Raw genomic sequence first — 14,516 nt, 5'->3', positions numbered from 1 at the left:
AACGACAATAAAGCATTGGTTTGGCATAGCTGCGCAATGCAGTTATGGTTTCAGCCGATTGGGGAATCGGGGCGGAAGCCGTGGCACGTTCTCGCTGGAATGCGCAGCCGGGATACTGGGGAGTCAGCACCGGCCTGCTGTGGGAACGGCTGCGCTACCGGCTGCAGTCCGGCTCGATCACCAATTGGCAGCTTGTCGGCCCGGTTCCGGCGCGGCTGCTGCTGTCGCCGTCATGCCTGCGGCCCAGCGATCCGCTTCTGGCGCGCGACTTCTATCAGGGGCGCTACAGCTTCGGCGGGCGCACGGTCGAGACCGGCAGCCAGTCGCCCTTTCTGGCGGAGCCGCCATCGGCGGCCTGGTATGCCGAACTTCACGGCTTCCGGTGGCTGCGCCATCTCGCCGACGCCAACACCGATCTTGCGGCAGCGCAGGCACGCGCGCTGATCGAGGACTGGATCAGCGGCTACGGCAAGCGGCTGCGCGAACCGGCCTACGACCTGCCGACCACCGCCAGCCGCTTGATTGCCTGGATCCAGCACGCCCGCTTCTTTCTGCAGAGCAGCGAGCACGGTTTCTACCGCCGTTTCATGATGTCGCTGTCGCGGCAGGTTCGATATCTGCGCAACGCGCTGCGCGGCTATCCGGACTGCATCGACACGCTACAGGCGCTGATCGCCCTGTCGGTCGCTTCGCTCGCCATCCCGACGGCCGAGCGCCGCCAGCAGCGCATTGCCCGGCAGCTCGAATTCCAGCTCAAGCGCCAGATCCTGCCAGACGGTGCCCATGTCAGCCGCAACCCGGCGCATCTGCCCGAACTGCTCGCCGATCTTCTGCCGCTGGCGCAATGCTATGTGGCCGCCTCGCGGCCGGTGCCGCCCGAACTGGTGCGTGCCGTCGACCGGATGTTTCCGCGCCTGCGTGCCATGCGCCACCGCGACGGGCATCTGGCGATGTTCCACGGTGCCGGATATGACAAGACAGACCTGATCGCCGCCGTGCTGCGGCTCGACCAGACCGAGGGCAAGACCGGGCCGCATGCGGTCCAGAGCGGCTACTATCGGCTCGAGGCCGGCGACACGGTGATCATCGCCGACACCGGCACGATACCGAAGGGCATTGACGGGGCGAACTGCCATGCCAGCGCGCTGGCCTTCGAACTGTCGACGCTGCGCGGCCGGATCGTCACAAATCTGGGCGTCGACCGGCTGCTGCGGGCTGATTTCGGGCCGGTCGCCCGCGCCACCGCCGCCCATTCGACGCTTTCGGTGGGCGATGTGTCGTCGGCGCGCTTTCGCCGCTTCGCCGGCGCGCCCCGAAGGCATGACTGGCGCGCGGTGTCCGGTCCGCGCCGGGTCGCGGTCTCCGACTGGCAGAGCGACGGCATGACCGGCTTTTCGGCCGAACATGACGGCTATCAGCGCGTCTTTGGCCTTGTGCATGAACGCGGCATCGCAGTCCGGCCCGATGGCGGCCGTGTCGACGGGTACGATCTGCTGCGCCCGCCCTCCGGCCGCAAGCCGCATGCGGTTGCGGCGCAATTGCGCTTTCATTTCCATCCGGGCGTGCGCGTGAGCGCGACGCAGGCGGCCAACACGTTCCTGCTCTCTCTCGAAAGCGGCGAACGCTGGGCGTTCCGCGCCATCGGTGCGCCCGCCGCGATCGAGGAAAGCCTCTTTCTGGCGGCCGTCGCCGGCCCCGTGCGCACGGCGCAGATCGCGATCGGCATCGAGTGGCCGGAGACCGAACGGGTGAGCTGGCGCTTCGAGCGACTGTCCGACTGACAGCCCGACGATTTGCTGTGCGTTGCGGACCGGCCGTGGCGGGCTGGCGGTGGGCAATCGGCGTGGCGCCATGATAAGCGGGCGCCATCATCCGTCCCAGCCGAGGAAGCCCGCCCATGGCCGTCGCCGCCAAGACCATCGCACCGCCCGACCGCGTGCCCGTGCGCCGGGCGCTATTGTCGGTGTCCGACAAGACCGGGCTGGTCGAACTGGCGACCGCGCTCGCGCAGATGGACGTCGCGCTGGTCTCGACCGGCGGGACGCGCCGGGCACTGGCCGATGCCGGGCTCGCGGTTACCGACATTTCCGAAGTGACCGGGTTCCCTGAAATCATGGACGGAAGGGTGAAGACGCTGCATCCCAAGGTGCATGGCGGGCTTCTGGCCGTGCGCAACGATCCCGACCATCAGGCGGCGATGGCCGAACATGGCATCGAGGGCTTCGATCTGATCGTCGTCAATCTCTACCCGTTCGAAGAGGTTGTCGCGGCGGGCGGCGATGAGGCGACGACGATCGAGAACATCGACATTGGCGGCCCGGCCATGGTGCGGGCCTCGGCCAAGAACCATGGCCATGTGGCGATCGTCACCGACCCGGATGACTACGACATGGTGCTCGGGCATCTGTCGGACGGCAAGGGCACGACCGATCTCGCCACGCGCCGCCGCCTCGCGGTCAAGGCGTTCAAGCGGACGGCCAGCTATGACGCCGCGGTGGCGCGGTGGATGGAGACGGCGTTCGATGCCGAACCGTTCGATGCGCTCGATGCGCTGGGCGGGCGCCGTGTCGCGACGATGCGCTATGGCGAGAACCCGCATCAGGCGGCAGCGCTTTACCTGACCGGCGAGACCCGTCCGGGCGCTGCCACGGCGAGGGTACTGCAGGGCAAACCGCTCTCCTACAACAACATCAACGACACGGACGCGGCCTTCGAGCTGGTCAGCGAGTTTGGCGCGGAGACGCCGGCGGTGGCCATCATCAAGCATGCCAATCCGTGCGGCGTCGCGCGCGCCGGAACGCTGATCGACGCCTATCGCGCCGCATTCGATTGCGACCGCACATCGGCGTTCGGCGGCATCGTCGCGTTCAACCGTGAACTGGACGCCGAAACCGCCCGCGCCGTGCTTGAGATCTTCACCGAAGTCGTCATTGCGCCGGCGATCAGCGACGGCGCGCGCGAGGCTTTTGCGAGCAAGCCCAATCTGCGCCTTCTGCAGACCGGCGGGCTCGCCGATCCGCGCGCGCCGGGCTTCGTCGTCCGGCCGGTCGCCGGCGGCTATCTCAAACAGGGGCGCGACGCGGCGGTCGTCGACGACATGGCCCTGCGCGTCGTCACCAAACGCGCGCCGGACACGCGCGAAATGAACGATCTGAAATTCGCCTTCCAGGTTGCCAAACACGTCAAGTCGAACGCGATCGTCTATGCGCGCGACGGCGCCACCGTGGGCATCGGCGCAGGCCAGATGAGCCGTGTCGATTCAAGCCGCATCGCCGCGCGCAAGGCGGTCGACGCCGCCGAGGCGCTCGGTCTCGCCGAGCCGAAGACCAAGGGATCGGTGGTTGCCTCGGACGCGTTCTTTCCGTTCGCGGACGGATTGCTGGCGGCCGTCGAGGCGGGCGCGACAGCGGTCATCCAGCCGGGAGGCTCGATGCGCGACGATCAGGTGATCGAGGCGGCCGATGCGCACGGCATCGCCATGGTGTTCACGGGCACCCGCCATTTCCGCCACTGACCCGACGACCGGGCGGCTCGGCGCCATGGTTTTGCCATCGGTTTGCCGCATTCGCGGCTAAGGTGCGGCGCCGGGAATGCCGCGCCCGTCTGACATGTTCGTGATGGGTACGGGGAAACCTTGCGGTAACTTTCCGTCAACTATATTGCGTGGATCGGAAGCGACTATCGGGACCTCTAACATGCGTGTGCGTTCGGCTTTCACCGCATTGGCGCTGTCGGCAGCGGTCGCGCTGGCCTCGTGCCAGGGCAGCGACGTGCTGAACCTTGCCGCCGAGGCGCCGCTGCCGCGCGATGTCGTCAACATCATGAGCGCCAAGGGGATGACCAAGTCATCGCCCATCATGATGCGCATCTTCAAGGAAGAAGAGGTGCTGGAGGTCTGGAAGCAGACCGACACCGGCCGCTACGATCTCGTCAAGACCTATGAGATCTGCGAGTTTTCCGGCGACAAGGGACCAAAATTCCGGGAAGGCGACCGGCAGAGCCCGGAAGGGTTCTACTTCGTCAACCGGAACCTTCTGAACCCCAATTCGAGCTATCATCTGTCGTTCAATCTGGGCTTTCCCAATGCGTTCGACCGCTCGCATGGCCGCACCGGCTCGTTCCTGATGGTGCACGGAGATTGTTCGTCGCGCGGCTGTTACGCGATGACCGACAAGTACATCACCGAGATCTACGCGTTCGCGCGCGAGGCGCTGCGCGGCGGCCGGCAGAACGAGTTCCAGGTGCAGGCCTTCCCGTTCCGCATGACGCCGGAAAACATGGCCGCGCACCGCGACAGCCCGCATTTCGAGTACTGGAAGATGCTCAAATCGGGCTATGACCATTTCGAGCTGACGCGCACGCCGCCCAAGGTCGATGTCTGCGAGCGCAAATACATCTTCAACCAGATCCCCGAGGACGGCGACTTCGAAGCGGCTGCGCAGTGCCCGCAGACGACGATGCCGGCGCCGCTGGCCATCGCCTACAACCAGCTCAAGCAGCAGCACGCGCTGCAGTTCGAGCGCGCCGTGGCGCGCCTCGAGGGCCGTCCGCTCGATCTCAGCGAGGGCATGACCGGACTTCTGGACCTGCCGCCGACGCCGGTGCGCCAGGTCGAACCGCTCACGCCGGCCGAGGTATTGCCGACCGTCGGCCAGCCGCCCGAGGCATCGGTTCAGCCGGCGCCCGCCGTTCAGCCTGCAGGACAATCCGCGCCGTCATCGGCCCAGTCGACGCCGCTGACGGCGATCACGCCCGGCACGGCCGGCCCGATCATTGCGACGTCCAGCGGATCGGGCATCACCGCCAATTCCGGCCCGCAGGCGGCTCAGGCTGCGCCGGGCGTCGCCCCGGATTCCGGCGCCGGAACCGGGGTTCCCCTGCCGGCCTCGCGGCCGTTGCAGTGACCGCGCCATGAGCGGAGAGGCACTGTCCGACGATTACGATCTGCGCGGGCTGAACTGCCCGCTTCCCGTGCTGAAAACGCAGAAGCGGATGCGCGCCATGGCGGCCGGCGAGCGGCTCTGGGTGCGCACAAGCGATCCTCTCGCGGTGATCGACATTCCCAATTTCTGCCGCGAGAGGGGCCACGGCCTGATCGAGACCGAGAGCGTCGATGACGGCCACCGCTTCCTGATTGAACGGGGCTGACGTGCGCCGCTACCCGCTTTCGGGGCGGCTCGCCGGCACCGGCACATCGAAGCCGGGCCGCAGTTGGTAACGTTCCATCTCCGCCTCGCTGGCCAGCGACGGCCGATAGGGCCGCGGCGCCGGCACCGGATAGGCGTCGATCGCCGCGCCGCCCAGCACGATCGCGGTCATGCTGGCGCCTTCGGCGCCTCCAAGTCCGACCCGCGCGGCGCGCGGTTCCCGGTCCATCGTGCCTATGAGGGCAGTGTCGAAGACGATGTTGCCATCGACATCGCGCCCGTCCCAGCGGGCGGCACGCGCCTCGTCGGTGCACACGACCGGCCGCAGATCGGCGGGAACGCCGTCGGCGTCGGTTCCCGGAACGCTGTCGAGATCGACGGTGGTGGCCGCTTCGGCGCTGAAACCGTCCTGCAGCAGCGTCGCGCTCTTTTCGGCGCGCTCCTTCTGGCTTTCGGTGCCCATCACCACGGCGACCAGCGTGCGGCCCCCGCGCGTTGCCGATGCGACCAGATTGAAGCCCGATGCGCATACGAAACCGGTCTTCATGCCGTCGGCGCCCTCGAAGCGGCCAAGCAGCAGATTGTAGGACGGGATCAGCTGTTCGCCGAAGCTGATCGCCTCGATGGAAAAATAGTCGGCGCGGTCGGCAAACTCGGTCCTCAGCGCGCGGGCCAGAACCGCCATGTCGCGCGCGGTCGTATATTGCTGTTCGTCGTGCAGCCCGTGCGGATTGACGAAGTTGGTGTTCGTCATGCCAAGGCGCGCCGCTTCCTCGTTCATGCGTGCAACGAACGCCGCCTCGCTGCCCGCCACCGCCTCGCCGAGCGCGACGGCGATGTCGTTGGCCGAGCGGACGATCACCATCTTGATCGCATTGTCGACGGTCATGATCGATCCGGACGGATAGCCCATCCGGCTCGGCGGCGTGGAGACGGCGTTGGCGGTGACGCGCACCGGCGAGCGCAAGGTCAGTTCGCCGGCCTCGAGCGCACGGAACGTGACATAGGCGGTCATCAGCTTGGTCAGCGAGGCCGGGCTCCAAAGGTCGTGCGCCTGCTCGTGATGCAGCACCGACCCGGTTGCCGGCTCGAAGACCAGCGCCGGCGCGGCCTCGGCGGCGATCGGCAGCCCGAGCGCCAGAACCAGCGCGGCTGCGGTCCGCGCCGGCATCGTCCTGCGTGCAGTTGGTGCGATCATCATGTTCCCCGGCCAGCCCGTTTGCGCCGCATCCCGCGCGGCTCCGTTGCGCCATCAAACAAATCGTGCCCGGTCATGGCAACCGCGAAATGATGACATCGGCGCGAGCGGCGCGCTATATGGAGCCCAGATCAGACAGGCCGTGTCCCGGTCCCAGCGAGAGAGAGCCTTTATGCCCTTATTGAACCGCGCCGCCGAACTGCAGGATGAAGTCAGCGGATGGCGCCGCCATCTGCACGCCCATCCCGAACTGATGTTCGATGTGCACGACACGGCCGCCTTCGTCACCGACAAGCTGCGCGCCTTTGGCTGCGACGAGGTGGTGACCGGTCTTGGCCGCACCGGCGTCGTCGGCGTCATCAAGGGCAATCGGGGCGAAGGCGAGACGATCGGCATGCGCGCGGACATGGATGCGCTGCCGATCCATGAAGCGACGGACGTGCCGCACAAATCGACCATCGCCGGCAAGATGCATGCCTGCGGCCATGACGGACACACCTCTATGCTGCTCGGCGCGGCCAAATATCTGGCCGAGACGCGCAATTTCGCCGGCACGGTGGTCGTCATCTTCCAGCCGGCCGAAGAGGGTGGCGGCGGCGGCAACGAGATGGTCAGGGACGGGCTGATGGAACGCTTCGGCATCGACCGCGTCTACGGCATGCACAACATGCCCGGCGTCGATGCGGGCGCGTTCGTCATCCGGCCGGGCGCGCTGTGCGCGGCGACCGACGAGTTCACGATCACGGTGACCGGAAAGGGCGGCCACGCCGCCATGCCGCAAAAGAGCATCGATCCGATCGTCATCGGCGCGCAGATCGTCACGGCGCTGCAATCGATCGCCTCGCGAAACACCGACCCGGTCGGGTCCATCGTCGTGTCGGTGACCAAGTTCAATGCCGGTACGGCCTACAATGTCATTCCCGGAACCGCCGTTCTGGCGGGAACGGTGCGCACGCTCGACGAGGATGTCCGCAAGCTGGGGGAGGAACGGCTGCACGCCATCACGCACGGGATCTGCGAGGCGCATGGCGCCGAGGCCCATATCAAATGGCATCGCGGCTATCCGGTGACGGTCAATCATGCCGACGAGACGATGATCGCGGCCGATGCGGCCGAGCAGATCACAGGGCAGGGAACGGTGCCGACCGACATCAAACCGATGATGGGCGGGGAGGATTTTTCCTACATGCTCAACGCCCGGCCGGGCGCGATGATCATGATCGGCAACGGCGACAGCGCCGGACTGCATCACCCCGAATATGATTTCAACGACCAGATCATTCCGGCCGGCATCAGCTTCTGGGCCAAGCTCGCCGAAACCAATCCCGCGCGCTGAGCGCGGGCGTCATTCGGCTTTCTGGGTTTCCTGACCGGTAGCGGCGGCTTCGCCGTCCATGCCCCGCGGGCAGTAAAGATCGTGCAGGACAGCGAGCACCTCGGTCACTTCGCGGCCCTGCAGCGAATAATAGATCGTCTGCGCATCACGCTCTGTCTTGACCAGGCCCGCCTCGCGCAGCTTGCGCAGATGGTGCGACATGGCGGGCTGTGACAGGTTGACCGCCTCGGCCAGCTTGACCACGCTCCATTTCTGTTCCGACAGCGCACACAGGATGCGCAGGCGCACCGGCTGGGAGAGCATTTCCATCAGCCGGGCCGCCTCGGCGATATGCGGTTCGAGCTCTTCGACATCCATTATATAAGACCTCTTGAATATTAACTGATGAGAATATAACTATCGGATCATCGCGGTGCAAGCAGGCGCTGCGAAAAGGGCGGAAAGCCCCGTTCAACCGGTTGGGATCAAGGAAAGCTTCATGGCCACCGAATTCACCCCCTTCATGTCGCTTCTGGGCGGCTTTCTCATCGGCGTCGCCGCCATCGCGCTGATGGCGCTGCATGGCCGCGTTGCCGGGATGACCGGCATCATGGCCGGCATTCTGCCGCCAGCCGTCAGCGACTGGCAGTGGCGCGCCGCGTTTCTGGCGGGCGCCGTCATCGCGCCGGCCCTGTTCCTGTTTGCCGGCGGAACCGTGCCGTTCGCGGTTCCCGTGCCGGTCTGGGCCATGGTCGTCGGCGGTCTGATTGTCGGCATCGGCGTACATTTCGGCTCGGGCTGCACGTCCGGTCACGGTGTCTGCGGCATGGCGCGCCTGTCGCCGCGCTCGATCGTCGCCACCATCACCTTCATGATCACGACGGGCATCACCGTCTATGTCATGCGTCACGTTCTTTCGGTCGGAGTTGCCTGATCATGCATATCGTTTCAGCCCTTCTCATCGGCGCCGTCTTCGGCCTGGGGATCGCCATTTCCGGCATGGCCAATCCGGCCAAGGTGATCAACTTCTTCGACGTCGCCGGCACCTGGGACCCCAGTCTCATCTTCGTGATGGGCGGCGCGCTGGTCACCACGGCGATCGGCTATCGTATCGTCTTCGGCACGCGGTCCCGGCCGCTGTTCGCCAAGAATTACTCCCTGCCCACGCGCACCGATCTCGATGCGCGGCTGATCGGCGGCTCCGCCCTTTTCGGCGTCGGCTGGGGTATCTCCGGCTTCTGCCCGGGCGGCGCCATCCCGGCACTCGGGCTCGGCCAGCCGGCCGTTCCGGTCTTCGTCATCGCGATGGCCGCCGGCATCATCGTCGCGCGCAGCGCGCTCAGTCCCATGCTCAGCAAGACCGCTTCTGCGTAAGCGGCATAAAAGGAGTCCCATCATGACACTTCAGTTCCAGCCCGACATGCAGGTCAAACCGGACGTTGCGGCCTTCTTCGATCCGCAGACCAACACGATCTCCTATGTCGTCAAGGACCCGGCAAGCAACAGCTGCGCCATTGTCGATTCGGTGCTCGATATCGACTATGCGGCCGGCCGGCTGTCCTATGACAGCGCCGACAAGATCATCGAACACGTCAAGGCCAACGGCCTGACCGTCGAGTGGATCATCGAGACCCATGTCCATGCGGACCATCTGTCGGCGGCGCCCTACCTTCAGGAGAAGCTTGGCGGCAAGATCGGCATCGGGGACCAGATCACGATCGTCCAGGACACGTTCGGCAAGGTGTTCAACGAGGGCACAGAGTTCCAGCGCGACGGCTCGCAGTTCGACCGGCTGTTCGCCGACGGCGACACCTATCAGGTGGGCTCGATGACCGCCCATGTGATGGCGACGCCCGGCCACACGCCGGCCTGCCAGACCCATGTGATCGGCGATGCGGCCTTTGTCGGCGACACGCTGTTCATGCCCGATGGCGGTTCCGCCCGCGCCGATTTCCCCGGCGGCGATGCAGGCGTGCTCTACGATTCCATCCAGCGTGTTCTGGCGCTGCCGGATTCGACCCGCCTGTTCATGTGCCACGATTACGGTCCGAACGGCCGCGACATCAAGTGGGAGACCACGGTCGCCGACGAGAAGGCGCACAACATCCATGTCGGCGGCGGCAAGAGCCGCGATGCGTTCGTCGCCATGCGCACGGCGCGCGACGAAACGCTCGACATGCCCAAGCTGATCCTGCCGTCGCTGCAGGTGAACATGCGCGCCGGCGACGTTCCCACGGACAAGGACGGCAACCCGATGCTGAAGGTTCCGCTCAACAAGCTCTGAGCGGCCAGCGTTGCGGCCCGGACGGCGTCCGGGCCGCAGCATCCCGAAACAATTCAAGAGAAGGCCCGATGTGATGCGCAAGCCGCCTCATCTCCTGCAGCGCTATTTCCCGGTGCTCGATTGGGGGCGCGGCTATGATGGCGAGACCCTGACCGGCGATCTGGTCGCCGCGGTGATCGTCACCATCATGCTGATCCCGCAATCGCTCGCCTATGCGCTGCTGGCGGGTCTGCCGCCCGAAATGGGCCTCTACGCCTCCATCGTGCCGATCGTCCTTTACGCTCTGTTCGGCACCTCGCGGGCGCTGGCCGTCGGCCCGGTCGCGGTCGTCTCGCTGATGACGGCGGCGGCGATCGGCAAGGTCGCCGAGCCCGGTTCCTCCGACTATATCATCGCCGCTTTGACGCTGGCCTTCATGTCGGGCGCGCTTCTCGTCGCGATGGGGCTTTTGCGCCTCGGTTTCGTCGCCAACTTCCTGTCGCATCCGGTTATTGCCGGCTTCATCACCGCGTCGGGCATCCTGATCGCTGCCTCGCAGCTCAAACATCTGCTCGGCGTCAGCGCCCACGGCCACACGCTGCCCGAGATCCTGGGCAGCCTGATCGCCGATCTGGGTGCGCTCAACTGGATCACGCTTGTCATCGGGGTCGCGGCCACCGCGTTCCTGTTCTGGGTGCGCGGCGGGCTGAAGCCGATCCTTGTCCGCATCGGCATAGCAGAACGCCTTGCCGGACATCTGGCACGCACCGGCCCGGTCTTCGCCGTTGCGGTCACTGCGTTGGCCGCCTGGTACTGGAACCTTGGAGAGGCGGGCGTCAAGCTCGTCGGCGACGTGCCGCGCGGCCTGCCGCCGCTGACCCAACCGTCCTTTTCGCCCGATCTATGGCTGGCGCTCGCCGGTCCGGCGGTGCTGATCTCGATCATCGGCTTTGTCGAATCGGTGTCGGTCGCCCAGACGCTGGCCGCCAAGCGGCGCCAGCGCATCGACCCGGATCAGGAACTGATCGGCCTGGGCATGGCCAACATGGGCGCCGGCATGACCGGCGGCTATCCGGTCACCGGCGGCTTTGCCCGCTCGGTCGTCAATTTCGACGCCGGGGCGCGGACGCCCGCAGCCGGCGCGTTCACCGCGATCGGACTGGCCATCGCTTCGTTGACGATCACGCCGTTCATCGCCTTTCTGCCGCAGGCAACGCTGGCGGCAACGATCATCGTCGCGGTCCTCAGCCTGGTCGATTTTTCGATCTTCCGGACGGCATGGGTCTATTCGAAGGCCGACTTCGTCGCGGTCGCCGCCACCGTTCTGGTCACCCTTGTGATCGGCGTCGAGGCCGGCGTGACGGCAGGCGTGCTCCTGTCGGTGCTGATCCACCTCTACAAGACGTCCAAGCCGCACATGGCGGTGATCGGCCAGGTGCCGGGCACGGAGCACTACCGCAACGTCAAGCGCCACGAGGTGATCACCGATCCGCACATCTTGCAGCTTCGCGTCGACGAGAGCCTTTATTTCGCCAATGCGCGCTATCTCGAGGACAAGCTCTACGCCATGGTTGCCGACCATCCCGAGCTCAAGCATGTCGTCCTTGCCTGTCCCGCGGTGAACGCCATCGACATGAGCGCGCTGGAATCGCTTGAGGCGATCAATGAACGGCTCGAGGCGCTGGGCGTGAAGTTCCATCTCACCGAGGTCAAAGGCCCGGTGATGGACCGGCTCAAGCGCAGCCATTTCCTCGACGATCTGACCGGTGAAGTCTTCCTCAGCCAGCATCAGGCGCTGTGCACCCTGTCCTCGGCCAGGCCGGTCAATGGCGACGGCCAGCCCCGCTACGACAAAGCGGATGCCGAGTTGGATTTGCCCGACGCATTTGATAAGCGAGACGGCGACGGTCCCGTAGCTCAGCAGGATAGAGCATCAGATTCCTAATCTGAGGGTCACAGGTTCGAATCCTGTCGGGATCGCCAGATCAGACCCGGCCCCTTACGTATCGACGAAGTCCGAGCCGCGTCCCATCGAGAAGCGGACATTGGCCCTCGGCGTATCCTGTTTGCCGGCGACGGCGGGCGCGGACCGCGTCCGCACCACGACGGTCTCGGCGATCCGGTCGCCCAGCCGCTGGTTCCGGTACGCTTTCATGACCGGCGTTGACCGTCCGGCCGCCACGGACGCGCCGGCGGGTCTTGGCTGCCTTGAGCGCATGTCATGCCGCGCTGTCTGAGGCGCGAGGCGCCCGCTCGCCGGTCCGATGCTTTCAGTGACGGCACCGCTCAAGGGCCGATGAAGCTGACGATCGCCATGGCAGCAGCGAGCAGCAGGATGGTCTGAAGACAAACCAGCGCGACATGGCGCCCGCCCAACCCGACCATTGCGCCGAGCGAGGTCTTCACGCCAAGCGCGGCGATCGCCGCGATCAGCATCCAGCGGCTTGTTTCGACAAGAGCGGCAACAAACGGCTCGGGAAGGACGCCCAGAGAGTTGATCGCCATGAAGACGATGAACATGACCACGAAAAGGGGCACGCCGACACCATTCGCTTCGGGCGCCCGGAAGAAGACCGCAATGGCGATGATCACCAAGGGCAACAGCAGCACCCGCTTGAGCTTCGTCAAGGTCGCCATGTTGCCGGCTTCGTCGCTGATCGAATATCCGGCACCAACGACCTGAGCCACATCGTGGATCGTCGCGCCGATCAGAAAGCCGGCCTGCAGGTCGGTGTAGCCGAGCATCGAGAACACGATCGGATAGGCGATCATGGCGACGGTCGACAGGGTGGTGACCGCGACCACGGTGAACAGCGTATCCTGATCGAGGCCGGCGCGCCTTGGCATCGCGGCAGCGATGGCCAGCGCAGCGGATGCGCCGCAGATGGCAACCGCGCCCCCCGTCAGCAAGCCGAGCTGGGTTGACCGTTTGAGGACAGGCGCAAACAGCCAGCCACTGGCAATGGTCATCACCACGAGGCCGACAATGACCGCGACCGACAGCCAGCCCTGCTCCGCCACCTGGCCGAAGCTGAGACGGAAGCCGAGCAGGGCAACACCCATGCGCAACAGGGTCTTGGCGGCAAAGTCGATGCCGCCCTTGCATTGCTCATTGTCGGCGAGGAAGTGGAAGGCCATGCCGATCAGCAGGGCGAACAGCATCACCGGCGCGCCGTAGTGGTCGGACAGAAAGCCCGCGCACAGTGCGACGGTAACGACGACGATCAGCCCGCGATAGCCGTGCCGCAAGGCTGCAAACGGAGCAAGCACGCCGTCAATCCGCCGATGCGGCGAGATCGAAGGATTCCTGCGGGAAGAACTTCGCAAGACGGATGTCGGCGGTGCGGGCATGGCCTTCCATGCCCTCGAGGCGCGAGATGCGCGCCGTCGCTTCGGCGACGGGTCTTGCGCCGTCGCGCGTGGCCCGCTGCCAGGTGACCGTCTTCATGTATTTGTGCACCGAAAGCCCGCCCGTGTACCGGGCCGCCCCCGAGGTCGGAAGGACATGATTGGGTCCGGCGGCCTTGTCACCGAAGGCCACCGTCGTTTCCTCACCGAGAAACAGCGAGCCATAGGAACGAAGCCGGCCCAGCCACCAGTCGAGATCGGCCGCCTGAACGTGCAGGTGCTCGGGGCCATAGGCGTCGCAAACCTGTGCCATTTCTTCCCGGTCCGAGCACAGGATGACCTCGCCATGGTCACGCCAAGCGGCTTCCGCGTTCTTCGCGTTCGTTTCGGGCAGCTCGGCGATGATGGTCGGCATGAGCCGCATCACGGATTCGGCCAACGCGCGGTCGTCGGTCACCAGCCAGACAGGCGAGTTGTAGCCGTGTTCGGCCTGCCCGGCGAGATCCCAGGCCACCAGATGCGGGTCGGCGGCCCCATCGGCGACGACCATCGAATCGGTGGGACCGGCGAACATGTCGATGCCGACCCGGCCGAACAGCAGGCGCTTGGCTTCGGCGACATATTGGTTGCCGGGTCCGACCAGCATGTCGGCCCTGGGCAGGCCGAACAGACCAAACGCCATGGAGGCGATGCCCTGCACGCCGCCCATGTTCAGAACGGCGTCCGCGCCGCACAGCTGCATCGTGTAGAGGATCGCCGGAGGGATACCGATGCCGGGTTTTGGCGGCGAGCATGCGGTGATGTGATCGACGCCCGCCACCTTAGCCGTCGTGATGGTCATGATCGCCGAGGCGATATGGCTGTAGCGTCCGCCGGGGACGTAGCATCCCGCGGCCGAGACCGGGATGTGCTTCTGCCCGGCGAAGAAGCCCGGCTGAACCTCCAGCTCGCAAGGCTGGATCGTGACCTTCTGGGCCTCGGCGAACCGGCGGATATTGTCGTGGGCGAAGCCGATATCCGCCTTGAGCTTGTCCGGCACCTGGTGCGCGGCCGCGTCGAGGGCGTCCTGCGGCACCAGGGCCGGGCCCGTCCAGCCGTCGAACTTCTGCGCATGGGCGCGTGCGGCAGCATCCCCGCCCTGCTCGATTTCGGTGAGCAAGGCCTGCACCGTGGCCTGCAGATCGGACTGGCCGGTCTCGGCCCGCCGGTCGGCCTTCTTCAGATATTCGATCGTCATCGACGCTT

Annotated in this window: 14 protein-coding genes and 1 tRNA gene; 10 read left to right on the top strand and 5 right to left on the bottom strand. The window is 66.0% G+C overall.

Going from position 1 to position 14,516, the window contains the following annotated elements:
- The first annotated feature begins 80 nt into the window (after positions 1–80).
- The 4 genes from ACOQOU_RS08740 to ACOQOU_RS08725 all read left to right on the top strand — a co-directional run bounded on the left by ACOQOU_RS08740 (position 81) and on the right by ACOQOU_RS08725 (position 5,148).
- Positions 81–1,781, top strand: coding sequence for a heparinase II/III family protein (locus ACOQOU_RS08740; protein WP_158585190.1), 1,701 nt, complete (start codon positions 81–83; stop codon positions 1,779–1,781).
- 116 nt (positions 1,782–1,897) lie between these two features.
- Complete coding sequence (gene purH / locus ACOQOU_RS08735; protein WP_306025433.1) at positions 1,898–3,514, top strand: bifunctional phosphoribosylaminoimidazolecarboxamide formyltransferase/IMP cyclohydrolase; 1,617 nt, start codon at positions 1,898–1,900, stop codon at positions 3,512–3,514.
- A gap of 181 nt (positions 3,515–3,695) precedes the next feature.
- A complete protein-coding gene (locus ACOQOU_RS08730; protein WP_196780290.1) occupies positions 3,696–4,904 on the top strand; it encodes a murein L,D-transpeptidase family protein in 1,209 nt (402 codons plus the stop codon).
- Positions 4,905–4,911: 7 nt separating this feature from the next.
- On the top strand, positions 4,912–5,148 hold the full coding sequence (locus ACOQOU_RS08725; RefSeq protein WP_109765696.1) for a sulfurtransferase TusA family protein: 237 nt from the start codon (positions 4,912–4,914) through the stop codon (positions 5,146–5,148).
- A gap of 9 nt (positions 5,149–5,157) precedes the next feature.
- Here ACOQOU_RS08725 and ACOQOU_RS08720 read toward each other — a convergent pair whose 3' ends face one another.
- Entirely contained in the window at positions 5,158–6,345 is a 1,188-nt protein-coding gene (locus ACOQOU_RS08720; protein ID WP_306025434.1) for a D-alanyl-D-alanine carboxypeptidase family protein, read from the bottom strand.
- 172 nt (positions 6,346–6,517) lie between these two features.
- On the opposite strand from ACOQOU_RS08720, the gene ACOQOU_RS08715 reads away from it, so the two are divergent.
- Positions 6,518–7,681 carry a M20 aminoacylase family protein gene (locus tag ACOQOU_RS08715; protein ID WP_109765805.1) on the top strand — a complete coding sequence of 388 codons (1,164 nt, stop codon included), beginning with the start codon at positions 6,518–6,520 and terminating at the stop codon, positions 7,679–7,681.
- Positions 7,682–7,690: 9 nt separating this feature from the next.
- On the opposite strand, the gene ACOQOU_RS08710 is transcribed toward ACOQOU_RS08715, so the two are convergent.
- Positions 7,691–8,038 (bottom strand): ArsR/SmtB family transcription factor, encoded by a 348-nt coding sequence (locus ACOQOU_RS08710; protein WP_306025435.1) that lies wholly within the window; start codon positions 8,036–8,038, stop codon positions 7,691–7,693.
- A gap of 55 nt (positions 8,039–8,093) precedes the next feature.
- Between ACOQOU_RS08710 and ACOQOU_RS08705 the strand changes: the two genes are divergently transcribed.
- The 5 genes from ACOQOU_RS08705 to ACOQOU_RS08685 all read left to right on the top strand — a co-directional run bounded on the left by ACOQOU_RS08705 (position 8,094) and on the right by ACOQOU_RS08685 (position 11,906).
- Positions 8,094–8,594, top strand: coding sequence for a YeeE/YedE family protein (locus ACOQOU_RS08705; RefSeq protein ID WP_109765694.1), 501 nt, complete (start codon positions 8,094–8,096; stop codon positions 8,592–8,594).
- A 2-nt stretch (positions 8,595–8,596) separates the two neighbouring features.
- Positions 8,597–9,034: a DUF6691 family protein gene (locus ACOQOU_RS08700; protein WP_109765693.1), complete on the top strand. Its 438-nt coding sequence runs from the start codon at positions 8,597–8,599 to the stop codon at positions 9,032–9,034.
- Positions 9,035–9,056: 22 nt separating this feature from the next.
- A complete protein-coding gene (locus ACOQOU_RS08695; protein WP_306025436.1) occupies positions 9,057–9,944 on the top strand; it encodes an MBL fold metallo-hydrolase in 888 nt (295 codons plus the stop codon).
- Between the two features lie 73 nt (positions 9,945–10,017).
- A complete protein-coding gene (locus tag ACOQOU_RS08690; RefSeq protein WP_109765804.1) occupies positions 10,018–11,868 on the top strand; it encodes a SulP family inorganic anion transporter in 1,851 nt (616 codons plus the stop codon).
- A tRNA-Arg gene (locus tag ACOQOU_RS08685) sits at positions 11,830–11,906 on the top strand. The genes ACOQOU_RS08690 and ACOQOU_RS08685 overlap by 39 nt, the downstream gene beginning before the upstream one ends.
- Positions 11,907–11,922: 16 nt before the next feature.
- Here ACOQOU_RS08685 and ACOQOU_RS08680 read toward each other — a convergent pair.
- From ACOQOU_RS08680 to hisD, 3 genes are all read right to left on the bottom strand, one after another.
- The gene (locus ACOQOU_RS08680) at positions 11,923–12,078 is read right to left on the bottom strand and encodes a hypothetical protein (RefSeq protein WP_306025437.1); all 156 of its coding nucleotides are present in this window, start codon (positions 12,076–12,078) and stop codon (positions 11,923–11,925) included.
- Between the two features lie 131 nt (positions 12,079–12,209).
- Complete coding sequence (locus ACOQOU_RS08675; RefSeq protein WP_306025438.1) at positions 12,210–13,193, bottom strand: YeiH family protein; 984 nt, start codon at positions 13,191–13,193, stop codon at positions 12,210–12,212.
- Between the two features lie 4 nt (positions 13,194–13,197).
- Positions 13,198–14,508 (bottom strand): histidinol dehydrogenase, encoded by a 1,311-nt coding sequence (hisD, locus tag ACOQOU_RS08670; RefSeq protein WP_306025439.1) that lies wholly within the window; start codon positions 14,506–14,508, stop codon positions 13,198–13,200.
- Positions 14,509–14,516: the final 8 nt, after the last annotated feature.

This window comes from Oceaniradius stylonematis (assembly GCF_965223445.1).
Taxonomy (GTDB): Bacteria; Pseudomonadota; Alphaproteobacteria; order Rhizobiales; family Rhizobiaceae; genus Roseitalea; species Roseitalea stylonematis.
Note: the sequence above shows the minus strand (reverse complement) of the source record. Positions and strands in the feature narration are given on the sequence as shown.